The following is a 22,144-nucleotide window of genomic DNA, read 5'->3' on the forward strand; positions in this document are numbered from 1 at the left end:
CAAGCTGGGGACCTGCGTAGCTTCCGAGTATGCACCGCCCCAACAGAGGCGTCTAGCCTACTTGATGCAAGACTCATACCGACGTATAGAATGGGCCATGCACCGCCAAATTCGTACGATTATCGGCATTGAAGCCGACCGGGTCAGGCAATGAAGCAGTCCCTCTCGCTTAGAGCTGGGATGGCTCTGACGATGACGCCCGCTTTGCAGCAGGCGATCCGTTTGTTGCAGTTGTCGAGCCTCGATCTGCAGATGGAAATCCAGCAGGCGCTCGACTCCAACCTGATGCTCGAAGCGGAGACCGACGAGCCCGATTGGGACAGCGTGGCGTCCGAGCCGGCGCCGGAAGCCGCGTCCGACACCGACGGTGCACTCGAAGAAGTAACCGCGTCGGAAACCATCCCCGACGACATGCCGGTCGACGCCGACTGGCAGGATGTATTCGACGACTATGCCCCCAGCACGTCCGGGTCTGACGACGAGGGGCTGCAGGACTATCTGCAGGCCAATCTGCGTTCGACCGGTACCTTGCAGGAGCATCTGGCGTCGCAGGCGCAGCTGCTGCCGGTCAACGAGCGTGACGCCGAGATCGCAGCCAACCTGATCGATGCGATCAACGAAGATGGTTACCTCGAAAACTGGCCGGAGCTGTGCGTTCGGCTCGAGCAGCAGTTCAACGTCAGTCCGCAGCAGGTCGAGGCGGTACTCAGGCTCGTCCAGGACTTTGACCCACCCGGCGTCGGTGCTCGCGATCTGGCCGAATGTCTGCGGCTTCAGTTGTTGCAACTCGACTCTGCGACGCCCGGCCATGCGGCTGCGCTGCGCATCGTCGACGGGCACTTGTTGCTGCTGGCGCGCCGTGACGAAGCCGGGCTGCGTCGCGCGACGGGGCTGGACGTGGCGACGCTGCGTATCGGGGCGGCCCTGGTGCGCAACCTGCAACCGCATCCGGGGCGTCCATTCCAGGCGCATGAGTCCGATTACCTGAAGCCGGACGTGATCGTCGCCAAGAAAAGCGGCCGCTGGCGCGTGTCCTTGAACCCTGAGCACACACCGAGGCTGCGGATCAACTCGCATTACCAGGGCTTCATCAAGCGCGCCGACCAGTCGCGCGACCAGTTGCAGCTCAAGCAGCATCTTCAGGAGGCGCGCTACTTCATCAACAGCCTCGAATCGCGCAACGAAACGATTCTGCGCGTGTCGCAGTGCATCATCGAAGAGCAGCGCGCATTTCTGGAGTACGGCGAAGAGGCGATGCGTCCTCTGGTGCTGCGCGATGTTGCCGAGCAGCTGGGGATTCACGAGTCCACCGTGTCCCGAGCCACCGCCAACAAATACATGCTGACGCCGCGTGGACTCTACGAGTTGAAGTATTTCTTCAGCAGCCACGTGCAGACCACGCAGGGCGGTGTCTGCTCGGCGACCGCGATCCAGGCGATGATCAAGCGCATGGTCGGCGGCGAAGACCCGTCCCGTCCGCTGTCTGATTCGACACTGGCCGACTTGTTGCTGAAAGAAGGCATCCAGGTTGCCCGCCGTACCGTTGCAAAGTACCGCGAGGCGCTCAATATTCCACCTTCACACGAGCGCAAGGCCATCGCATAGAACTCGCTTTACCCCGTTGGCGGCGGGGGCCGCCAGCGGTGTACCTACCGGATCCCGTCCCGGGATCCGCCCACCAGGAGTCACCCCGAATGAACCTGAACATCTCCGGCCATCATGTCGACCTCACCCCGCCGCTGCGTGACTACGTCACGACCAAGCTCAAGCGGATCGAACGACACTTCGACAACCTCATCAATGCTGATGTGGTCCTGACGGTGGAGAAGCTCCGGCACAAGGCCGAGGCGACGGTTCACGCCAGCGGCGCCGACCTGCACGCGGAAGCGACGGTCGATGACAACATGTATGCCGCGATCGACAGCCTGATCGACAAGCTCGACCAGCAGACGCGCCGCCATAAGGAAAAGCTGCGCGACCACCACGTCCGTGAGGCAGTCAAACGGATGCCGCTGCAGTAGCCAAGGCGTTTGATTGATCGGGCCTCGCGCCATCCGGCGCGGGGCCTTTTTATTGGCGGCGCGAGATGCAATGCAAAATCGGCCTCGTCCGTATTGAGGTCATTTCGACGACTGCCAGTTCATATAGAATCGTGTGCTAACACGACGCGTACGGAGACCGATTCAATGAAATTGAGTGAGATTCTCGTGGCAGAGCGGGTGTCGTCCGGCACGTCGGTGACCAGCAAGAAGAAGGCGCTCGAAGAGCTGTCCGCGCTGCTGGCCAAAGGTGCGGAAGCGCTCGCGCCGGGTGACGTGTTCAACAGCCTGACCGGCCGCGAGAAGCTGGGCAGCACCGGCCTCGGGCATGGCGTGGCGATCCCGCATGGCCGCATGGCCGGCGTGCCCTCCAGCGTTGGCGCCTTCATGCGGCTCAAGCATCCGGTCGATTACGACGCGCATGACGGCAATCCGGTCGATCTGGTGTTCGGCTTGCTGGTACCTCAGGCGGCGACCGAGGCTCACTTGAAGCATCTGGCGGCCATCGCCGAGATGTTTTCCGACGAGGAATTCTGCGCCAAGTTGCGCGCTGCCCCGGACGACCGCGCGCTGTACTCGCTGCTCGCCGGCTACACCGCCGCCTGATCAGGGCGCGCGACGCAATGGGCGTCGACGCACCAGGCGCCGCCCCGTCGCTGACGTTGCATGGCGTTTTTATCCAGATATTCGATGTGGGTGTACTGATAACCGGCGGCAGTGGTGTGGGCAAGAGCGAACTGGCGCTGGAGTTGCTCGCCCGGGGGCATCGTCTGGTTGCCGACGATGCTGCCGAGTTCTATCGCGGCAGCGATGGAAGGATTCAGGGTCGTTGCCCGCCCCTGCTGAGCGGCTTTCTCGAAGTGCGCGGTCTGGGCATCTTGAATGTCGGCCGGATGTTCGGCGCTGCCGCGTTGCTCGCCAGTTGCCCGCTGGACCTGATGTTGCGGCTGCAATCGCCGGGCGATGTCGCCGAAGCGCCCGATCGGGTCTATGGTCAACGCACGCTGCGCCGGGTCCTTGATGCCGATATCGCGGAGATCGCGCTGCCAATCCGGCTCGGCCACAACTTGGCGGCGCTGGCGGAAGCGGCCAGTCGTGACCAGCGTTTGAAGCGCGCCGGATATGACGCGGCCGCCGACTTCGTGGCGATCCAGTTGCGCGCCATCAACCCTGCATCTTTACCGTCGGAGGAGCGCCGTTCATGAAGTTGGTCATCGTCAGCGGACTATCCGGCGCCGGCAAGACCGTTGCACTCAAGCAGTTCGAAGACCTTGGCTGGTATTGCATCGACAACATCCCGCTGGCGCTGATCGAGCCACTGCTGCGGCGTGCGCTCGGTGAAAAGGCCGATAAGCGCTACGAGCGCATGGCCGTGGGCATCGATGCGCGCGAAACCGCTGCGCAGATTCGCCGTTTTCCCAGCTATCTGGCCAAGCTGCGCGAGAAAGGCGTCGATGTCCGCGTGCTGTTCCTGACCGCCGACGACGATGTGATCATGCGCCGCTATAGCGAAACGCGGCGCAAGCACCCGCTGTCGAGCGCCAAGCTGTCGCTGCTTGAAGCGGTGCAACTCGAGCGCAAGCTGCTGCAGCCGATCGCCAACTTCGCCGAGGAGCCGCTGGACACCTCGCACATGAATCTCCATGACGCCCGCGAGGCGGTGTACCAGCGACTGTCGGAGCAGGCGGCCGGCAAGCTGTCGGTGCTGTTCCTCAGCTTTGGCTTCAAGAACGGTGTGCCCAGTGGCGTCGACTACATCTTCGACGTCCGCTGCCTACCCAATCCGCACTGGGACCCGACACTGCGTGAGCTGACCGGGCGCGACGCCAAAGTCGAAACCTGGCTCAAGAGCCACACGCCGGTGACGGCGATGGTGACCGATATCGCCGACTTCCTCGAAAAGTGGTTGCCGGCATTCCGCGCCCAGGATCGCGCCTATCTGACGATCGCCATCGGTTGTACCGGCGGCCAGCATCGCAGCGTCTACATCGTCGAGCGTCTCGCGGAGCACTTCGCCCGCCACACCGATCAGATCATGCACAAACATCGGGAGCTGCAATCTTGAGCGCGGCAGGTCCTGCCGTCGGTGTGCTGCTGGTTACCCACGGCAAACTCGGTCATCTGTTGCTGGAGACCATGAGCGACATGCTCGGCCCGCTGCCGATGGCCTGCGACGTGCTCGAAGTGCGCCGCGTCCAGGCAACCGAAGTGCTGCTGCGGCAGGGCGCCCGCATGATCGAGCGGCTCGACGCCGGTGCCGGCGTGCTGATGCTGACCGACGCCTACGGCTCGACGCCGGCGAACATTGCCAACAAGTTGGCGATCGGAACGCCGACGCTGGTCGTGGCCGGCGTCAACCTGCCGATGCTGGTCCGTGTTTTTAACTACCCGACGTTGAGCCTGGATGTGATGGCGCGCGCCGCGGTCGAAGGTGGCCAGAAGGGCGTCACGCTATGCCCTCGGGCCTCTATTTAAGGAGATCGTCGTGGAATGTACCGTCAGCATCGTTAATCGTCTCGGCTTGCATGCGCGTGCCGCCGCCAAGCTGGTGACGCTGGCGTCGAAGTTCAGCGCCGACATTCGCGTGCGCAAAGATCAGCGTGAAGTCAGCGGCAAGAGCATCATGGGCGTGATGATGCTGGCGGCCGCCCAAGGCAGCCAGATCACCCTGATCGCGGAAGGCGACGATGCCCAAGCCGCACTCGACGAACTCTCCGCGCTGGTCGCGGATCGCTTCGGCGAGGAGGCCTGAGGGCGGATGATGATGGTTGCGATTCGCCAAACCGACGGTAGCCGCACATGAGCCTGTGGCTGACCGGTATCGGCGTGTCGCGCGGGATCGCGATCGGCCGCGTGCAAAAGTTGCACGGCGGCGATCTGGAGATTCCCGAGTACAGCTTGCCGCCGTCGGATATCGACGGCGAGGTGGTGCGCTTCTATGGCGCTCAGCGCCGCGCCAAGGAGCAGTTGCGCGAAGTGCGCAGCAAGATCCCGGTCGGTACGCCCGGCGACATTGCGGCCTTCATCGACACCCATCTGCTGATGATGGACGACCGCTCGATCACCGAGGCCACGGTCAGCCACATCCGCAGCCAGCGCTGCAATGCCGAGGCCGCGTTGCGCCGCGCGCGCGACGCGCTGGTCGAGGTGTTCGAGCAGATGGAAGATCCGTATCTGCGCACCCGCCGTGACGACGTCGAGCATGTTTGCACGCGAATTCTGCGCGTGCTGATGAAGACCGACCGCGCGCTGGCGATGAAGTCGGACAGCATCTCCGAGCCGACCGTGATCGTGTCCGATGACATCACGCCGGCCGACATCATCCTGCTGTCGCAGCAGTCGGTGGTGGCCTTCGTCACCGAGTACGGCGGCCCCTTGAGCCACACGGCGATCCTGGCGCGCAGCTTGGGTATCCCGGCCGTCGTCGGCGTGCACAACGCCCGGCGTCTGATGCGCGAAGGCGAGCAGGCGATCATCGACGGCGAGCTGGGCCATGCATTGGCCGATCCCGAGTCGCTGGCCTTGGCGTTCTACCGGCGCAAGCAGCGCAGCCAGGCCCAGGCGCGCAAGAAGCTGACGCTGCTGCGTGACGAGCCAGCCGAATCACGCGATGGCGAGTTGATTCACTTGCTGGCCAACATCGAACTGCCCGAAGACGCAGCCGTCGCAGCCGCCAACGGCGCCGAGGGCGTCGGTTTGTACCGCACCGAATTCCTGTTCATGAATCGCAAGGATCAGCCGAGCGAGGAAGAGCAGTACGACGCCTACGCGCGAGTGGTATCGGCCGTGAACGGGCCGATCACGATCCGCACGCTCGATCTGGGCGCCGACAAGCAGGTCGACTCCGGTCGCAGCCACGGCCCGACGCCGAACAACCCGGCGCTGGGATTGCGTGCGATCCGGCTGTGCCTGAAAGAGCCCGAGATGTTCCGTACGCAGGTGCGCGCGCTGCTGCGCGCCTCGGCGCACGGGCAGATGCAGATCATGCTGCCGATGATCAGCAACCTCGCCGAGTTCCGCCAGGCAGCGGCGATCATCAACACCTCGCGCGACGAGTTGCGTGCTCAGGGCGTGCCGATGGCCGGCAAGGTGCCGATCGGCGCGATGATCGAAGTCCCCGCCGCCGCGATCGCGGCGCCGATGATCGCCCGCCATGCGCGCTTTTTCTCCATCGGCACCAACGACTTGATCCAGTACACGCTGGCCATCGACCGCGTCGACGACGAGGTCAATTATCTGTACGACCCGCTGCATCCAGCGGTACTGCAGCTGATCCGCATGACCATACAGGCGGGTGAGGCTGCGGGTATCAGTGTGGCGATGTGCGGCGAAATGGCCGGCGACCCCCGCTATACGCGCTTGCTGTTGGGGTTGGGGCTGACCGAATTCTCGATGCATCCTAGCAGCGTGCTCGAGGTCAAAAGCGTGGTCCGCGAATCGTCGGTCGGCGAGTTGCGCGGCCGCGTTGGCGGCTTGCTGGAGCGGATCATGAGCGGCGAGACCGGCGCCGACCCGCTCGAAGAGCTGCTGCGACCCGCGAGCTGACCGCGCCGCACCACCCAACGGGCCGGGCCATACACAAACCTTGTGACGGCGGACGGTTCAGCACCTTATAATCGCAGGGCTTCGGGTGTAGCCCGCTAGCTGCATGAGCCGAACCCGGCTCTGCGCCCGCCGCCACGAACATCTACCGAATCCAGATCTATGCAAAATGCTGCTGCTGGCCCGAAAGGCATTGGCCCCGAGGGCGCGAGCCCGGGTTCCGAGGTTGACCAAGGCCGTCGTCGTTTCCTGACGCTCGCCACCTCCGGCGTCGGTGCCGTTGGCGCCGGCTTCGTTGTCTGGCCCTTCTTGGCGTCGCTCAAACCCAGCGAACGCGCCAAAGCGCTCGGCGCTCCGGTCAAAGCCGACATCGCCGGCCTTGAAGATGGCCAGATGCTGACGCTGGCCTGGCGTGGTAAACCGGTCTGGATCATCAAGCGGACGCCCGCGATGATCGAGAGCCTGACCAAGGTCAAGGCCGAGGTCGCCGACCCCGAGTCGTCGGTTCAGCAGCAGCCCGAGTACGCGAAGAACGAAACGCGGTCGATCAAGCCGGGCATCATGGTCATGGTCGGGTCCTGCACCCACCTGGGCTGCTCGCCGACGTTCCGTCCCGATTACCCGGCTCCGGAAATCGCGCCGAACTGGCAGGGTGGCTTCTACTGCCCCTGCCACGGTTCCAAGTTCGACCTCGCGGGCCGCGTCTACAAGGGCGTTCCGGCACCGATCAATCTTCTGGTTCCGCCGTACCGCTTCGACGGTGACACGAATATCGTCATCGGCGAAGACCAGGTCGCGGCTTAACAGGCATCCACACATGGCCATCGTACCCAATCCCTACAAGACCACCGGTGTGCTCGGCTGGATCGACGACCGGTTCCCGCTGACCAAGCTGTACCGCGACCACCTGTCGCAGTACTACGCGCCGAAGAACTTCAACTTCTGGTACTACTTCGGCTCGCTGGCACTGCTGGTGCTGGTCAACCAGCTGATCTCCGGCATTCTGCTGGCGATGCACTACAAGCCCAGCGCCGCCGAAGCCTTCGGCAGCGTCGAATACATCATGCGTGACGTGCCCTGGGGCAACATCATTCGCTACATGCATTCGACGGGCGCCTCGGCGTTCTTCATCGTCGTCTACCTGCACATGTATCGCGGCCTGATCTACGGCTCATACAAAAAGCCCCGCGAGTTGATCTGGGTGTTCGGTTGCCTGATCTTCCTGGTGCTGATGGCCGAAGCGTTCTGCGGCTACGTGCTGCCCTGGGGCCAGATGTCGTACTGGGGCGCGCAGGTGATCATTTCGCTGTTCGGCACGATTCCGTTCATCGGTCCGGACATCGTCACTTGGGTTCAGGGTGACTACATCCCGGCCGACGCGACGCTCAACCGCCTGTTCTCGCTGCACGTGGTCGCGCTGCCGTTCGTGCTGGTCGGCCTGGTCGTCGCGCATCTGATCGCGCTGCACGAAGTCGGCTCGAACAACCCCGACGGCGTCGACATCAAGAAGTTCAAGGATCCGGAAACCCACATCCCGCTCGACGGCATCGGCTTCCACCCGTACTACACGGTCAAGGATCTGGTCGGCGTATCGGTGTTCCTGATCATCTTCGTCGGCGTCATCTGCTTTGCGCCCGACGGCGGTGGCTATCTGCTCGAAAAGCCGAACTTCCAGGAAGCCAACCCGCTGGTGACGCCGCCGCACATCACGCCGGCCTGGTACTTCGGCGCGTTCTACGCGATGTTGCGCGCCACGCCGTCGATGTTCTCGTCGGCGCTGCCGGGCGTCATCGTGATGTTCGGTGCGGTGCTGATCCTGTTCACGCTGCCGTGGCTCGACCGCAACCCGGTCAAGTCGATCCGCTACAAGGGCAACCTGACCAAGGCCCTGACGCTGCTGTTCGCGATCGACTTCGTGATGCTGAACTACCTCGGCATGCAGCCGCCGAGCGAGCTGTACACGCTGCTGTCGCGTATCGGCTCGGTCTATTACTTCGGGTTCTTCGTGAGCCTGCTGTTTATTCATAACTTCGAAACAGCCAAGCCGGTTCCGGAAAGGGTGACGGAATGAAGCGTGTATTGCTCGCGATTGCGGGACTGATGATGTCGGGCGCCGCGCTGGCGTCGTCCGAAGCCCTCCCGTACAGCTACCAGGCCGATACGTCGAACCCGGCCTCGCTGCAGCGTGGTGCGCGTAACTTCATGGCGTACTGCTCCGGCTGCCATTCGATGAAGTACCTGCGCTACAACCGCATCGGCAACGACCTGGGCATCCCGGAAGACCTGCTCAAGAGCAGCCTGATGTTCACGTCGTCCAAGCTGGGCGACACGGTGAACTCGGCGATGCCGGCCGAGCCGTCGAAGGCTTGGTTCGGCCAGACGCCGCCGGATCTGACGCTGGAAACCCGTGCCCGCGGTGCGGACTGGGTCTACAGCTATCTGCGCACGTTCTACATCGACACGACGCGTCCGTTGGGCGTGAACAACATCGTGCTGCCTGGCGCATCGATGCCGCATGTGTTGTGGGAGCTGCAGGGCTGGCAGGTCAAGGAAGAGGCGCATGGCGATGCGGCGGCTCACGGTGGCGAAGGCGAGCACCATGGTGCGCCGCTGAAGCTGATCCAGGCCGGCACGCTGAGCCCCGACGAGTACGAGAAGTTCGTCGGCGACATCGTCAACTTCATGAGCTACGCCGCCGAGCCGGGCAAGAGCCTGCGCATGGGCATCGGCCCCAAGGCAATCATGTACCTGCTGCTGTTGCTGGTGCTGTGCTACTTCCTGAAGAAGGAATTCTGGCGCGACGTCCACTGACGCCGGTCATACCGCTGAACCAACGCCGCCTTCGGGCGGCGTTTTTTTTGCGTTTTTCTGCTGCCGAACGCGGTCTTGAACGACGCTGGTCGACTTTTGTCCACGCAACGCCGTACAGTCAGGCGCTATGTCCCTACGCGCCAAGAGCAAATACGTACAGCCGCATAAGCCCGCCCCGAATGCTGGCATGACGCTGTACTGCAGTGCCGAGGCGGTCACCTGCCTGTGGGTGCGGCTGGTGCTGGCCGAGAAGGACGTCGAAGGCGCCCGCTTCGAGATCCAGCGGCCCGGACGCATCAGCGAAGATTTGCTGCTGCTCAACCCCACGCAAACGCTGCCGACACTCGCCGATCGCGATCTGGTGATCTATCCGGCGCGCGTGATCGCCGAATACCTCGACGAGCGCTACCCGCACCCGCCGATGATGCCGGCCGAGCCGGCGCAGCGAGCCCGGCTGCGGATGGCACTGGATCGACTCGAGCTGGACTTCTTCCCGACGCTACGTCTGGTCGAAACCGCGACGCCCGCGGCTGCCAAAGCGGCGCGCAAGCGGCTGATCGACCTGATCGTCAGCAGCGCGCCGTTGTTCCCAAACCGCGGCTGGTTTCTCGGCCTGGATCATTCGCTGGTGGACAGTGCCTGGACCGCGCTGTTCTGGCGTGCAGCCGAGCTCAAGCTCGAGTTGCCGCCCTCGGCAGACCCGGTACGGCGCTACGCTCAGCGCGTGTTTATGCGTGCACCGTTCCAGCGCGTCGTGCCGCCGCGGTGACGAAGGTCTAAACTGCGGGTCCGCTTTCGCTAGGCTGCTGCGCTTCCATGTCGTCTTCCCGTTCACGCCGCCCTTATCTGATCCGCGCCATCTACGACTGGGCGACCGATAACGGCTACACGCCTCATTTGCTGGTGGCGGCCGACTACGAGGGTGTCGTGGTGCCGCGCGAGTACGTCCAGGAAGGCCGGATCACGTTGAACATCAGTGGCATGGCAGTCCAGGCACTGGACCTCAGCGGTGACCCGATCTGGTTTTCGGCTCGGTTTTCCGGTCGTTCGTTCGATGTACAGGTGCCTAGCGGTGCCGTGCTTGCAGTGTTTGCGCGCGAAAACGGCGAAGGCATTGTGTTTGGCGAGGTGGAGCCGCCGCCCGAAGGCGACAAGCCCAAGTCCGACGGCAGCGGCGATGACGATGCGCCCAAGACGCCGCCGCGCCCCAGCGGTCGACCGAACCTGCGCGTCGTCAAATAGCCGTGCGCTGACTCAGTCGCCGGCGTCGAACGCCGCGCGAATCCAGTTGATCCGGTCGTCACCGTCGATCGCGATCACGTCGAAGCGGGTCGCCAGTCGCGCCAGAGCCGGTTGCTGCATCAGCAGCCAGCGCGCGGCCAGCACGATGCGGCCACGCTTGCGCGCGTCCACCGATTCCGCAGCGTCGCCGTAGCGGGCGCTGCTGCGCTTACGCACTTCGACCAATACCAGCAGATCACGCTCGCGCATGACCAGGTCGATTTCACCGCCGCGTGCGCGGAAGTTTCGCCGAACCAACGTCAATCCTTGGCGCTGGAGGTAGTGCAGCGCCCGGTCTTCGGCGTCGGCGCCTTTCACGGTTAGTCCGAGGCTGGCAAGGCCGCGGTGGTCGCGGGTATCGCGTCCAGCGCTTGCTTGAGCGCCGAATGGGGTGCGGCACAGCTCAGGCTGCGACTGACGCGGCCGCTGCCGCCGACCGTCAGTGCGCCCGTTGCACCGTCGATGCGTGCTGCGCCCAGGCCGCGCTGCTCGCGGATCTGGTTGGCCAAGCGCCAGCCGTCGGCACCGAGCGCGACCAGTCGCGGGTAGCTGCGCATCGCGTCGGTCTGCTGTTGCACGGCGGCCGTGCGCGCGGCCACCCAAGGGCCGTTGGTGTCGAGCATCCACGGCATGTCGCAGACCTGCATCGAACCCCAATCGATCCCGTGCCCTTCGTAGATCAGCGACGTGGAATAGATCGGCAGGTTGCCGGCGCGGAAGAAGCGCAGTTGCGGCAGGATCACGCGGCTGTCGCTCGGCTTGGCGGCCAGAAAGATGAAATCGACATCGCCGCGGCGGCGGCCGTCGAACTCGGTGTCGCGGCCGAGCACCGTGGTCAGTGCCTTGTGCCGAGCTTCGCTGGCTTCGAGCCCGAGCAGGCGCTTGATCAGCTTGGATGGATCGACGGTGCCGGACTGGAATGTGTCGGAGGCGGTTACGGCGCCGCCGAGGTCGCGCAAGCGGGTCGCGAACGCGGCGAATACGCGACGTCCCCAGTCGCTGCTCGGCACCAGCGCGATTGCGCGGCGCAGATTGCGGGCGACGGCTTGTTCGGCAGCGGCGCGCGCCTCGTCCTCCGGGGCCAGACCGAATTGCAGGAAGTTCGCCGGTGCGACCGCGTCGTCGTCCAACGCGTTCAGTGCCACGACGGGGACCGTCGGCGTACCCAGGCGGGCGATCGCCGCCACGGCCTCGCGTTGCAACGGCCCGATGATCACAGCTGGGTTGTCCGCCAAGGCCTGCTGATAGGCAACCAGCGCTTGATCCGGCGTCGCGCCGGCGTCGTAGTGGCGCAGATCGACGCTTCCCGTGCCCGCCGCTGCCATCGCGCCGGCCAGCACGGCTTCACCCGTCCCGGCCAGCGGGCCGGTCAGCGGCACCAGCAGCGCCACGCCGCCGCCGCTACCGCGCGGACTGCTGATCGCTGGGGGCGACGACAGCGTCGTCGTCATCGTCGTAGCCGTCATCGCCGGCGTGATTCCCGCGACTGGACTGGCGACCGATGCCGCGCTCTGGACCCGGCTCAGTGCGGCGACGCGTGGTGTCGCTGGGTGGTGCGGGTACTGTCGTGTCCACGTGTCGTAGCGTGCCGCAGCCCCGAGTTGACGTTGCAAGGCGAGATCCAGCCAGCCGCGGCTGATCGCATCCTGGACTGCAATCTTGGCCGCGTCGTCGCGCGTCAGCGGCGCGCGGATCAGGCCTTGCCAGATTCGCTCGCGATTGTCGGCGATCGCTTCGGCATCGCCCTGCAGAAAGCGCTCGCGCTGCACCAGTGAGCGGGTTGCGGCGACGGCATCGCCGAGTTGGAACAGGGCCTCGGCGCGCAAGGCTTCGATCCGCTCGCCGTACAGCGGCACATGGTCGGACCCGGACGGCAGCGCCCGCAGCGCCGCCATCGGCATGCCCCGCTTGAGGCTGATCTCGGCGCGTAGCAACTGTGCCCGGGCCATTTGCGGCAGCGACAGCGATGACGGCGGCACCGCGCTGAGTAAGGACTCAGCCTTGCGATCCTCGCCGACATTCATCGCGGCCTCGGCCGCCGCCAGCTGCTGCTCGCCATTGCGGACCGGGTCGGCCGCATGCGCGATCGGACCCAGCAACATCAGGCAAAACACGGCCGCCATCAGGCGGGGCGAGTACGGGGCGGAGTGGACGCGCGGCTGCATCGGTAAAGTATCGCATGGCGACCTTCCTGCTTCGTGTCGCTGCCGCCCGCCAACGAGTCCACGATGAGCGATCCGCTCGACGCCGCTGCTCCTGCCACCAACCTGCTCGCCGACGTGCAAGGCGCCCAGGCCGGGCACCTGTACGTGGTCGCCACCCCGATCGGGAATCTGGGTGATCTGGCGCCGCGAGCCTTGGCGGTGCTGCGCAGCGTCGACCGCATCTGCGCCGAGGACACGCGCACCAGCGGCCAGTTGCTCGCGCATTTTGGCGTCGCCAAGCCGCTGACGGCGCTGCACGAACACAACGAGAGCGGCATCGTCGGCGGACTCGTCGAGCAGTTGCGCGCCGGCCGCAGCCTGGCCTTAGTGTCCGACGCCGGCACGCCGCTGATCTCCGATCCGGGCTTCGTGCTGGTGCGCGCCGCTCGCGAAGCGGGGGTGCCGGTGATCGCGATCCCGGGCCCCTGCGCGGCTGTTACGGCGCTGTCGATCGCCGGCATCGCCACCGATGCGTTCCGATTTGCCGGCTTTCTGCCGTCCAAGAGCAGCGCAAGGCGCGAGCGGCTGCGCGAGTTGGGCGCCTCGCCCGACACGGTCATCGTCTATGAATCCAGCCACCGCATCGCCGATTGCCTCGACGATCTGGTCGCCGTGCTCGGCCCGGCGCGCCGTGTCTGCCTGGCGCGCGAGCTGACCAAGCGCTTCGAGCAGAGCATCACATTGCCGGCCGCCGAACTCTCAGCCTGGCTGTTGGCCGATGCCAACCGCGTGCGTGGCGAGTTCGTGCTGGTGATCGAAGGTGCGCCACCGGCCGATGCCGGCCGCGCCGAACACGAGCGACTGCTGCGCGTGTTGCTGCGAGAACTGTCGCCGAGCAAGGCGGCCAAGGTCGCCGCCGAGCTCAGCGGCGGCCGCAAGAGCGAGCTGTACGCACTGGCGATGCAGCTTGGTGGCAGCGAGGGCGTAGAATAGGCGGTGAGTCGGCCGAACAACCGCCGCCATGCTTGCCGTGGGGGAGGAAAGTCCGGGCTCCGCAGGACAGAACGCCAGGTAACGCCTGGGAGGCGCGAGCCTACGGCCAGTGCAACAGAAAGCAAACCGCCGATGGCCCCGCGCAAGCAGGGATCAGGTAAGGGTGAAACGGTGCGGTAAGAGCGCACCGCGAGTCCAGCAATGGACCGGCACGGTAAACCCCGTTCGGAGCAAGGCCAAATAGGGTGGGACGCAGCGAGTCATCGCTGCAACGCGTGGTCCGCGCGCTCACCGGGTAGGCTGCTGGAGCCCTGGAGTGATCCAGGGCCTAGAGGAATGGTTGTTGCGGGGTCGCAAGGCCCCAGACAGAACCCGGCTTACAGGCCGACTCGTTTTAATTCAGGCAGCGCTGCCGATACCGGCAGCGCTGCCGCTTGGTCGAGCGCCCCGCTGCGGCGCCGCCACCGTGCTCCACTGCCACCCCGACAATCAGGCCGGACTTTAAGTCTGCGCCGTAAGTGGCTGTTTCTTCGTCAATATCTTGCTGAACATCAGCTGAAGCGCAAGCCATTGTTTCGGCTATGGTTTCGGTTGCGCGGCCCTGGGTGGTGGCATATAGTGGTGCGGAGTGGGGCGAAGTGGGGCAACGAACGGATATTGGGTTCCTGCTGGTCGTCCCGAGTCACAAGATGAGCCCGCTGGGGCTCAAAGCGAGCGCGCGGTGTTCTCAGGCTGGTATGCCGTTTCTCTGGACGACAAGGGCCGCATCGCGGTCCCGGCGTCGTTTCGGCATACGTTGGCCAAAAGTGAAGGCGGCCCGCTGTACCTGACGCCGTTTTCGCACGACGACAAGCCGCATCTCGAAGTGTTCCCGGCCCCGGAATTCGCCAAGCTCGCCGCGCAGGTGCAGGCGATCGAGGACAGCGAACAGGCCGAGTTGCTCAAGCAGGAAATCTTCGGCCGTTCGGTCGCTGTCGAACTCGATGCGCAGGGCCGTATCGTGCTGCCGCAATGGCTGCGCGAAGAAGCGGGCCTGGCCAACGGCCGGGTCGTCGTCGAAGGGCAGATCAGTCGCTTCGATATCTGGGATGAGGCGCGCTATCAGTCGCGCCGTGCCGAGCCTGAGCGCCTGAAGCAGGCGCTCAAGCTGATCAAGCGGTGATCGTCCTTGCGCCCTCCGATGCCCCATGCCGCGCTGCCCAGCGGCGCCGCCGATTCGTTACGCACTGACGACGCCGTGATCGACTCGCACCGCCCGGTGATGCTCGATGAATCCCTGGCCGGCCTGGCGGTGCGACCCGATTCCGACGCGATCTACGTTGACGGCACGTTCGGCCGCGGCGGACACAGCGCGGCAATCCTCGACGCGCTCGGCGGCACCGGCGTGCTGCATGCATTCGACCAGGATCCACAGGCTTGCGCGGTCGCGCAGCAGCGGTTCGGCGACTGCCCGAACTTCCGCATCCACCACCGCAATTTCGGCGAGCTGGCGGCGCTGGCGGTCGAGCAGGGCATCGCCGGCCGCATCAACGGCATCCTGCTCGATCTGGGCGTGTCGTCGCCGCAGTTCGACGATGCCGAGCGCGGCTTCTCGTTCATGCGTGACGGCCCGCTCGATATGCGGATGAATCCGTCGGCCGGCGAGCCGGCGTCGGCGTGGATCAACCGCGCCAAAGACGACGAGATCGCCGACGTGCTGTACCAGTACGGCGAAGAGCGCGCCAGCCGCCGCATCGCGCGCCGCATCGTCGCCGCGCGCGACGAGACGCCGATCACGCGCACCACGCAGCTGGCCGAGATCATCGCCCGCGCGATGCCGGGCCCGCGCCAGAAGATTCACCCGGCGACGCGCAGCTTTCAGGCGATCCGCATCTTCATCAACCGCGAGCTCGACGTGTTGCCGCAAGTGCTGGCCACGGCGGCCGACGTGCTCGCGCCCGGTGGCCGGCTCGCCGTGATCAGCTTCCATTCGTTGGAAGATCGCATCGTCAAGCGCTTCATCCGCGATGCACGCGGTGCCGAGCCGGGCCAGCCGGCGCGGCCTGAGCTGCGCCGCGTGTCGCGCGCGTTTCCGTCCGACGCCGAATGCGCCGAAAACCCGCGTGCGCGCAGCGCCGTGTTGCGTGTTGCCGAGCGCGTCGCATGAGCGCGCCCGTAGCCAAGCCGACGATGCCGTCGCCGATGTCGAGCCAGAGCCTGACGTTGCCGCTATTCATGGCGGTGCTGACGATGCTAATGGCGCTGGGCGTGGTCTACGTCAAACATCAGAACCGGCTGCTCAACACCGAGATCGAGCGCTTGCGCACCGAGCGCGACCGCTTGCAGATGGAATGGTCGCAGCTGCAGCTGGAAGAAGCCGCGCTGGCGCATCACGCGCGGATCGAGACGTTGGCGCGCAGTCAGCTGGGCATGTCCGAGCCGCGCGACTACATCGTCGTCGAGCAACCGCAGAAGTCGGTTCAGCCGCCGCTGGAGCCGCGTTGATGGCCGCGTTGCCGCGCGCTCATGCCCATCGTCTCGCTGCGCCGCCGAAAGTGCAGCCGGTGCCGGCGTGGCGCCGCTGGGTCGTGCTCGGCCTACTCGGCGTCGGCGCAACCGCGGTATTCGGCCGCGCATTTCATCTGCAGATCGTCGAAAACGACTTCCTGGCGCGCGAGGGCAGCAAGCGCCATGTGCGCACGGTGACGCTCGAAGGCCATCGCGGCGCGATCCGCGATCGCCGCGGCGAGCCGCTGGCACTGTCGGCGCCGGTGGACTCAGTCTGGACCGTGCCCAACGAACTACTGGCGGCGCCCGACTACGTGCCCGCGATCGCGCAGGTGCTCGGCTTGCGGGCGGCCGACCTGACACGCTTCCTCAAAGAGCGCAGCAGCAAACAGTTCGTCTACCTGCAGCGCCAGATGAACCCGGACGACGCCAAGCGCGTGCTGGCGATCAAGGCGCCGGGCGTGTTCGCACAGCGCGAGTACCGCCGCTATTACCCGGCTGGTGAAGTCGCGGGCCAGTTGGTCGGTTTCACCAATCTGGACGGGCGCGGTCAGGAGGGCATGGAAGCCGCGCGCGACGTGTTGTTGACCGGCAAGGCGGGCGCGCGTCGCGTGATCCGCGATGCGCGCGGCCGCGTCGTCGAAGACACCGAAGATGCCAAGCCTGCGCAGCCCGGCCAGGATCTGAGCCTGACGATCGACTTGCGCCTGCAGTATCTGGCCTATCGCGAGCTGAAGAACGCCGTCGGCAAGTTCAAGGCCAAGGGTGGGCTGGTCGTCGTCGCCGATGCGCAGAGTGGCGAAATCCTGGCGATGGCCAGCCAGCCGGGCTTCAACCCGAACAATCCCGAAGAGCGCAAACCCGGCGCAGTACGCAACCGCGCGATCATCGACACTTTCGAGCCAGGCTCGACGGTCAAGCCGCTGCTGATCGCGCAAGCGCTGGAGATGGGCGCGGTCAATGCCAGCTCGCATTACGACACCGGCCCCGGCTGGTGGAAAGTCGGTGCGCTGACCGTGCGCGACGTGCATCCGCATGGCGACATGGATCTGGGCATGATCCTGACCAAATCGTCCAACGTCGGTGCAGCCAAGATCGGCTTGCAGATCGGCGCCGAAGCGGTGTGGAGCGGCTACCAGAAGTTTGGTTTCGGCGAGCCGGTACACAGCGGCTTCCCGGGTGAAGCAAGCCCGCTGCTGCGCAACTGGAATCAATGGGGCCAGATTGCGACCGCGACCGCGTCTTATGGTTACGGCCTTTCGCTGACAGCGCTGAATCTGGTGCGCGCCTACGCCGGCTTGGCCAACGACGGTCTGATGCCGCAGTTGCATTTGATCGCCGATGCGCCGGTGACGCCGCCGCAGCGTGCGATCAGTGCGGCGACCGCGCGTGAAGTGCGGCGGCTGATGCAGGGCGTGGTGTCGCGCGAGGGCACGGCGATTCGCGCTGCGATTCCGGGCTACCGCATCGCCGGCAAGACGGGCACTGCACACAAGGTCGCCGATAGCGGCGGCTACGCTGCCGACAAGTACCAGTCACTGTTCATCGGCATGGTGCCGGCCGAGCATCCGCGCTTGGTGGGCCTGGTGTTGATCGACGAGCCGCATGCGGTCGAAGGTTATTACGGCGGCGTCGTGGCAGCACCGGTGTTTTCGACCGTGCTGCAGGGCGCGCTGCGCTTGCTGCAAATCGCACCGGACGACCCCGGCGCCCAGCTGCCGTCGATGCCGCTGTCACCGACGCCGTCACTGCCCGACAACGAGCCCTTGCCGCCGCAGACTGTGGCCAGCGGTGACGGCGGCAGCGGCAACGGCAAGGTGCTGGCCCGTGTCGGAGGTGCGCCGTGAGCGTGCGGCATCCTGTCTTGTTGACCGAGCTACTCGCAGGCTTGGGCGCAGCCGCGCCGGCCGCATCCGTCACCGGTCTTGCGCTCGATTCTCGTCGAGTGGCGGTCGGCGACCTGTTCCTGGCGGCGCAGGGCTCGGCCGCGCACGGCCTGAGCCATGTCGAACAAGCGATCGAGCGCGGTGCCGCTGCCATTGCCTGGGAGCCGGCGCCCGGCATTGCGGCGCCGACCTGCGCGGTACCTGAGTTCGCGGTGCCGCTGCTGTCGCAGAAAATCGGCGTGATCGCATCGCGCTTCTACGGCGAGCCGTCTCAGCGCGCTTTCGTGTTCGGCGTCACCGGCACCGATGGCAAGACGTCGACCGCGCACTTGGTGGCGCAGGCTTTCGAGCACTTGCAGCGTCCTTGCGCGTACTTGGGCACGATCGGCTACGGCCGCATCCAGGCGCTGGCCGACGCCAGCCACACAACCCCTGATCCGGTATCGCTGCAGGCGTATCTGGCGCGCAGCGTCGACCACGATCGCTGCGTGGCGATATCGATGGAAGTGTCCTCGCATGCACTCGATCAGCATCGCGTTGCCGGCGTTGCGTTCGACGCGGTCGCGCTGACCAATCTGCAACGCGACCATCTCGACTATCACGGCACGCAGGAGCGTTATGCGGCAGCCAAGCGGCGGCTGTTCGAAGCCGACGACGCGCGCGTGCTGATTCTGAATCGTGACGACGTCTACGGTCTGCAATGGATCGCCGAACTCAGTGCCAGCCCGGCGCGCGATCGCGTCGTTGTATACGGTCTTGATGGTGAGCCCGCCAACACGCCGCGCTGGGTCATTGGCCGCCAGCTGCAACTGCATGGCGCCGGCTTGTCGCTGCTGCTCGATACGCATCAGGGTCAAGCGCAACTCGATGCGCGGTTGCTCGGTCGCTTCAACGCTTACAACTTGATAGCGGCAGCCGCCGCGCTGCTGTGCGCCGACATCCCGCTCGACGCGGTCGTCGCGGCGCTGGAGGCGGCGCACACGGTGCCGGGCCGTATCGAAGGGTTCCGCGGGCCTGCAGCCGATGCGCTGGTCGTCGTCGACTACGCGCACACGCCGCAAGCGCTGGAGCAGATTCTGACCGCGGTTCGTGCGCACACGCGCGGCCGGCTGTGGTGCGTGTTCGGCTGCGGTGGTGACCGTGATCGGGGCAAGCGCCCCTTGATGGGCGCTGCCGCTGCGGCCCATGCCGATGCGCTGATCGTCACCGACGACAACCCGCGCACCGAGGCACCGGAAGCCATCGTCGCGCAGATCGTGCAGGGGATTCCCGCCGGCGCCACATTCCGCGTGATCCATGACCGGCAAGCCGCGATCCATGCCGCGATCGACGCGGCACAACCCGGTGACGTCGTCGTCGTCGCCGGCAAGGGGCATGAGGATTATCAGATCGTCGGCAGCGAACGCCGCGCGTTCTCGGACCGCGTTGTCGTCGCCCGCCGGCTCGAGGGGCTGACATGAGCGGATTGAACACCGACATCATCATGGAAACGCTGTCGCAAGCAGCCAGGCGCATCGACGCGCAGCTCGTCGGTGCCGACGCCGGCTTCGCACGCGTGATCACCGACACCCGCCAGTTGCAGCGTGGCGATCTGTTCGTCGCCCTGGTCGGCCCGCGCTTCGACGGCCATGAGTTTCTGGCGCGTGCGCTGGAGCTGGGCGCTGCGGGTGCCATCGTGTCGCGGCGGGTTGACGTCGCGCTGCCGCAGTTGCAAGTGCCGGATACCTTGCGTGCGCTGCAGGACTACGCGCGCAGCTGGCGCAGCGACTTCCGTCAGCCGGTGGTCGGCGTCACCGGCAGCAACGGCAAGACCACGACCAAGCAACTGCTGGCGGCGCTGTTTGCCGCGCGTGGCCCCGTACTGTGGACCTTTGGCAATCTGAACAACCACATCGGGGTGCCGCTGACGCTGGCGCGTTTGCGCAGCGAACACCGCACCGCGGTGATCGAGATGGGCGCCAACCATCCGCATGAGATCGCGCTGCTGTCGTCGATCGCACAGCCGGATATCGGCGTCATCACGCAGGCCGGCGACGCCCATCTTGAAGGTTTCGGCTCGCGCGAAGGCGTGGCCAAGAGCAAGGGTGAGCTGTTCCAGTCACTGGGCCGTCGCGGCACGGCGGTTATCAATGCCGACGACGCCTACGCAGGTTTGTGGCACTCGCTGTCCGGCTCTGCGCGTCAACTGACTTTCGGCTTTGCCGACCATGCCGATGTGCGGGCGCTCGCGCCGCAGATGATGACGATGGCCGATGGTCGCGATGGTTCGCGATTCACGCTGGTCACGCCCAGCGGCCGCGCCGACGTGCTGCTGCCGCTGCCAGGGCGTCACAACATCGCCAACGCGCTGGCCGCTGCCGGCTGCGCCGTTGCGCTGGACATGGACGCCGACACCATCGCCGCCGGACTGGCCCGCGTGCAGCCTGCCGAAGGCCGCGTCGGCCTCAAGCTCGGCCGCCACGGCGTGCAGATCATCGACGACAGCTACAACGCCAATCCGACTTCGTTGCAGGCCGGGCTGGAACTGCTGGCGGCGCGCCGCAACCGGCGGTGGGCCGTGCTCGGCGACATGGGCGAACTCGGCGCCGACGCCGCTGCGATCCACGAATCCGCAGGCCGCACGGCGCGCGCGCTCGGCATCGATCGGCTTTATGCGCAAGGCGCCTTCGCGTCGCGCTATGCCAGCGGTTTTGGCAGCGGCGCGGCGGTGTTTGCCGATCACTCATCGTTGATCGCCGCACTCGACGCCGATCTTCAACAACAGGGGGCCGACAGCGTGACGTTGTTGGTCAAGGGATCGCGCTCGGCGCGCATGGATGTCGTCGTCAAGGCGCTGACCGGCGACGACGCACCGAATCAATCGGAGATGCACTAATGCTTTATCACTTGGCCGAGTATCTGAAGCCGCATGTCAGCGGCTTCAACGTGTTCGGCTACCTGACGGTGCGCGCCATCTTGGGCGTGCTGACCGCACTGATCTTCTCGTTCGTGTTCGGGCCGCTGATGATCCGCAAGCTGCACGACTTCAAGTTCGGGCAGGTGATCCGCGAACTCGGGCCCAAGTCGCATCAGGCCAAGACCGGCACGCCGACGATGGGCGGTGTGTTGATTCTGGCTGCGATCGCGATCGCGACGCTGCTGTGGGCCGATCTGACCAATCGCTTCGTCTGGTTCGCGTTACTGGTGACGATGGCCTTTGGTGCAGTCGGCTTCGCCGACGACTACATCAAGATCAAGCATCGCCGCAATCTGGGGCTGACCGCGCGTCAGAAGTACTTCTGGCTGTCGCTGGCCGGCTTCGGCACATCGCTGTCGATTTTCCTGCTGGCCAAGACGCCGGCTGAAACCACGCTGATCTTTCCGCTGCTGAAAGACGTGACGATTCCGCTGGGCGGCTTCTTCGTGATCTGGGGTTATCTGGTGATCGTCGGCACCAGCAACGCGGTCAACCTGACCGATGGTCTCGACGGCTTGGCGATCATGCCCTGCGTGCTGGTGGCCTCGGCGCTGGCGGTGTTCGCGTACTCGACCGGCAACGTGAAGTTCGCCAACTACCTTGGCATCCCGTACGTGGCCGGCGTTGGCGAGTTGGCGGTGTTCTGCACGGCGATCGGCGGTGCAGGTTTGGGCTTTCTGTGGTTCAACGCATATCCGGCGCAGGTGTTCATGGGCGACGTCGGCGCGCTGGCGCTGGGCGCGGCCCTGGGCGTGGTAGCCTTGTTGGTCCGGCAGGAACTGGTGCTGGTCATCATGGGCGGTGTGTTCGTCGCTGAGACGCTGTCGGTGATGCTGCAGGTCGGCTACTTCAAGTATTCGGGCGGCAAGCGGATCTTCCGCATGGCGCCGCTGCATCACCACTACGAACTCAAGGGCTGGCCCGAGCCCAAGATTATCGTCCGCTTCTGGATCATCACGCTGATTCTGGTGTTGATCGGCCTGTCCACGTTGAAGATCCGCTGAT

General features: G+C 65.5%; 23 protein-coding genes and 1 other RNA gene. 22 read left to right on the forward strand and 2 right to left on the reverse strand.

Going from position 1 to position 22,144, the window contains the following annotated elements:
- The first annotated feature begins 150 nt into the window (after positions 1–150).
- The 13 genes from BUB09_RS14205 (at position 151) to BUB09_RS14265 (ending at position 10,634) form a co-directional block, all read left to right on the forward strand.
- A complete protein-coding gene (locus BUB09_RS14205; RefSeq protein ID WP_072898583.1) occupies positions 151–1,605 on the forward strand; it encodes an RNA polymerase factor sigma-54 in 1,455 nt (484 codons plus the stop codon).
- Positions 1,606–1,694: 89 nt separating this feature from the next.
- Entirely contained in the window at positions 1,695–2,021 is a 327-nt protein-coding gene (gene hpf, locus BUB09_RS14210) for a ribosome hibernation-promoting factor, HPF/YfiA family (RefSeq protein WP_072898585.1), read from the forward strand.
- A gap of 165 nt (positions 2,022–2,186) precedes the next feature.
- Positions 2,187–2,645 carry a PTS IIA-like nitrogen regulatory protein PtsN gene (gene ptsN / locus BUB09_RS14215; protein ID WP_072898587.1) on the forward strand — a complete coding sequence of 153 codons (459 nt, stop codon included), beginning with the start codon at positions 2,187–2,189 and terminating at the stop codon, positions 2,643–2,645.
- A gap of 17 nt (positions 2,646–2,662) precedes the next feature.
- The gene (locus BUB09_RS14220; protein ID WP_072898589.1) at positions 2,663–3,244 is read left to right on the forward strand and encodes a hypothetical protein; all 582 of its coding nucleotides are present in this window, start codon (positions 2,663–2,665) and stop codon (positions 3,242–3,244) included.
- Entirely contained in the window at positions 3,241–4,104 is an 864-nt protein-coding gene (gene rapZ, locus BUB09_RS14225; RefSeq protein WP_072898591.1) for an RNase adapter RapZ, read from the forward strand. Before BUB09_RS14220 ends, rapZ begins: the two co-directional genes overlap by 4 nt.
- Positions 4,101–4,514 (forward strand): PTS sugar transporter subunit IIA, encoded by a 414-nt coding sequence (locus tag BUB09_RS14230; protein WP_072898593.1) that lies wholly within the window; start codon positions 4,101–4,103, stop codon positions 4,512–4,514. The genes rapZ and BUB09_RS14230 overlap by 4 nt, the downstream gene beginning before the upstream one ends.
- A gap of 10 nt (positions 4,515–4,524) precedes the next feature.
- Positions 4,525–4,791 carry an HPr family phosphocarrier protein gene (locus tag BUB09_RS14235; RefSeq protein WP_139250300.1) on the forward strand — a complete coding sequence of 89 codons (267 nt, stop codon included), beginning with the start codon at positions 4,525–4,527 and terminating at the stop codon, positions 4,789–4,791.
- 47 nt (positions 4,792–4,838) lie between these two features.
- Positions 4,839–6,584: a phosphoenolpyruvate--protein phosphotransferase gene (gene ptsP, locus BUB09_RS14240; protein WP_072898595.1), complete on the forward strand. Its 1,746-nt coding sequence runs from the start codon at positions 4,839–4,841 to the stop codon at positions 6,582–6,584.
- A gap of 159 nt (positions 6,585–6,743) precedes the next feature.
- Positions 6,744–7,385, forward strand: a complete 642-nt coding sequence (petA, locus tag BUB09_RS14245; protein WP_072898597.1) for a ubiquinol-cytochrome c reductase iron-sulfur subunit — start codon at positions 6,744–6,746, stop codon at positions 7,383–7,385.
- A 13-nt stretch (positions 7,386–7,398) separates the two neighbouring features.
- Positions 7,399–8,652 (forward strand): cytochrome b, encoded by a 1,254-nt coding sequence (locus BUB09_RS14250; protein ID WP_072898599.1) that lies wholly within the window; start codon positions 7,399–7,401, stop codon positions 8,650–8,652.
- On the forward strand, positions 8,649–9,392 hold the full coding sequence (locus tag BUB09_RS14255; protein ID WP_072898601.1) for a cytochrome c1: 744 nt from the start codon (positions 8,649–8,651) through the stop codon (positions 9,390–9,392). The genes BUB09_RS14250 and BUB09_RS14255 overlap by 4 nt, the downstream gene beginning before the upstream one ends.
- Before the next feature lie 187 nt (positions 9,393–9,579).
- Positions 9,580–10,161: a glutathione S-transferase N-terminal domain-containing protein gene (locus BUB09_RS14260; RefSeq protein ID WP_072898603.1), complete on the forward strand. Its 582-nt coding sequence runs from the start codon at positions 9,580–9,582 to the stop codon at positions 10,159–10,161.
- A gap of 47 nt (positions 10,162–10,208) precedes the next feature.
- Positions 10,209–10,634: a ClpXP protease specificity-enhancing factor gene (locus BUB09_RS14265; protein ID WP_072898605.1), complete on the forward strand. Its 426-nt coding sequence runs from the start codon at positions 10,209–10,211 to the stop codon at positions 10,632–10,634.
- A 12-nt stretch (positions 10,635–10,646) separates the two neighbouring features.
- On the opposite strand, the gene BUB09_RS14270 is transcribed toward BUB09_RS14265, so the two are convergent.
- Together BUB09_RS14270 and BUB09_RS14275 are read right to left on the reverse strand one after the other, a co-directional pair.
- Positions 10,647–10,991: a YraN family protein gene (locus BUB09_RS14270; protein WP_072898607.1), complete on the reverse strand. Its 345-nt coding sequence runs from the start codon at positions 10,989–10,991 to the stop codon at positions 10,647–10,649.
- A 2-nt stretch (positions 10,992–10,993) separates the two neighbouring features.
- On the reverse strand, positions 10,994–12,838 hold the full coding sequence (locus tag BUB09_RS14275) for a penicillin-binding protein activator (protein ID WP_084083459.1): 1,845 nt from the start codon (positions 12,836–12,838) through the stop codon (positions 10,994–10,996).
- A gap of 63 nt (positions 12,839–12,901) precedes the next feature.
- On the opposite strand from BUB09_RS14275, the gene rsmI reads away from it, so the two are divergent.
- The 9 genes from rsmI to mraY all read left to right on the forward strand — a co-directional run bounded on the left by rsmI (position 12,902) and on the right by mraY (position 22,143).
- The gene (gene rsmI, locus BUB09_RS14280) at positions 12,902–13,810 is read left to right on the forward strand and encodes a 16S rRNA (cytidine(1402)-2'-O)-methyltransferase (RefSeq protein WP_084083486.1); all 909 of its coding nucleotides are present in this window, start codon (positions 12,902–12,904) and stop codon (positions 13,808–13,810) included.
- Positions 13,811–13,814: 4 nt separating this feature from the next.
- Positions 13,815–14,206: RNase P RNA component class A (rnpB, locus tag BUB09_RS14285), an RNA gene on the forward strand.
- Positions 14,207–14,531: 325 nt separating this feature from the next.
- Complete coding sequence (locus BUB09_RS14290; protein WP_072898611.1) at positions 14,532–14,972, forward strand: division/cell wall cluster transcriptional repressor MraZ; 441 nt, start codon at positions 14,532–14,534, stop codon at positions 14,970–14,972.
- Positions 14,973–14,990: 18 nt separating this feature from the next.
- Positions 14,991–15,956 carry a 16S rRNA (cytosine(1402)-N(4))-methyltransferase RsmH gene (rsmH, locus tag BUB09_RS14295; protein ID WP_175550212.1) on the forward strand — a complete coding sequence of 322 codons (966 nt, stop codon included), beginning with the start codon at positions 14,991–14,993 and terminating at the stop codon, positions 15,954–15,956.
- Positions 15,953–16,294 carry a cell division protein FtsL gene (ftsL, locus tag BUB09_RS14300; RefSeq protein WP_084083461.1) on the forward strand — a complete coding sequence of 114 codons (342 nt, stop codon included), beginning with the start codon at positions 15,953–15,955 and terminating at the stop codon, positions 16,292–16,294. Before rsmH ends, ftsL begins: the two co-directional genes overlap by 4 nt.
- Positions 16,294–18,144 (forward strand): peptidoglycan D,D-transpeptidase FtsI family protein, encoded by a 1,851-nt coding sequence (locus BUB09_RS14305; RefSeq protein WP_084083462.1) that lies wholly within the window; start codon positions 16,294–16,296, stop codon positions 18,142–18,144. The genes ftsL and BUB09_RS14305 overlap by 1 nt, the downstream gene beginning before the upstream one ends.
- A gap of 17 nt (positions 18,145–18,161) precedes the next feature.
- Positions 18,162–19,643 (forward strand): UDP-N-acetylmuramoyl-L-alanyl-D-glutamate--2,6-diaminopimelate ligase, encoded by a 1,482-nt coding sequence (locus BUB09_RS14310; RefSeq protein ID WP_072898612.1) that lies wholly within the window; start codon positions 18,162–18,164, stop codon positions 19,641–19,643.
- On the forward strand, positions 19,640–21,058 hold the full coding sequence (locus tag BUB09_RS14315) for a UDP-N-acetylmuramoyl-tripeptide--D-alanyl-D-alanine ligase (protein ID WP_175550213.1): 1,419 nt from the start codon (positions 19,640–19,642) through the stop codon (positions 21,056–21,058). The genes BUB09_RS14310 and BUB09_RS14315 overlap by 4 nt, the downstream gene beginning before the upstream one ends.
- Entirely contained in the window at positions 21,058–22,143 is a 1,086-nt protein-coding gene (mraY, locus tag BUB09_RS14320) for a phospho-N-acetylmuramoyl-pentapeptide-transferase (RefSeq protein ID WP_072898613.1), read from the forward strand. The genes BUB09_RS14315 and mraY overlap by 1 nt, the downstream gene beginning before the upstream one ends.
- The last annotated feature ends 1 nt before the right edge of the window (position 22,144 follow it).

The organism is Hydrocarboniphaga daqingensis (assembly GCF_900129825.1).
Classification (GTDB): Bacteria; Pseudomonadota; Gammaproteobacteria; order Nevskiales; family Nevskiaceae; genus Hydrocarboniphaga; species Hydrocarboniphaga daqingensis.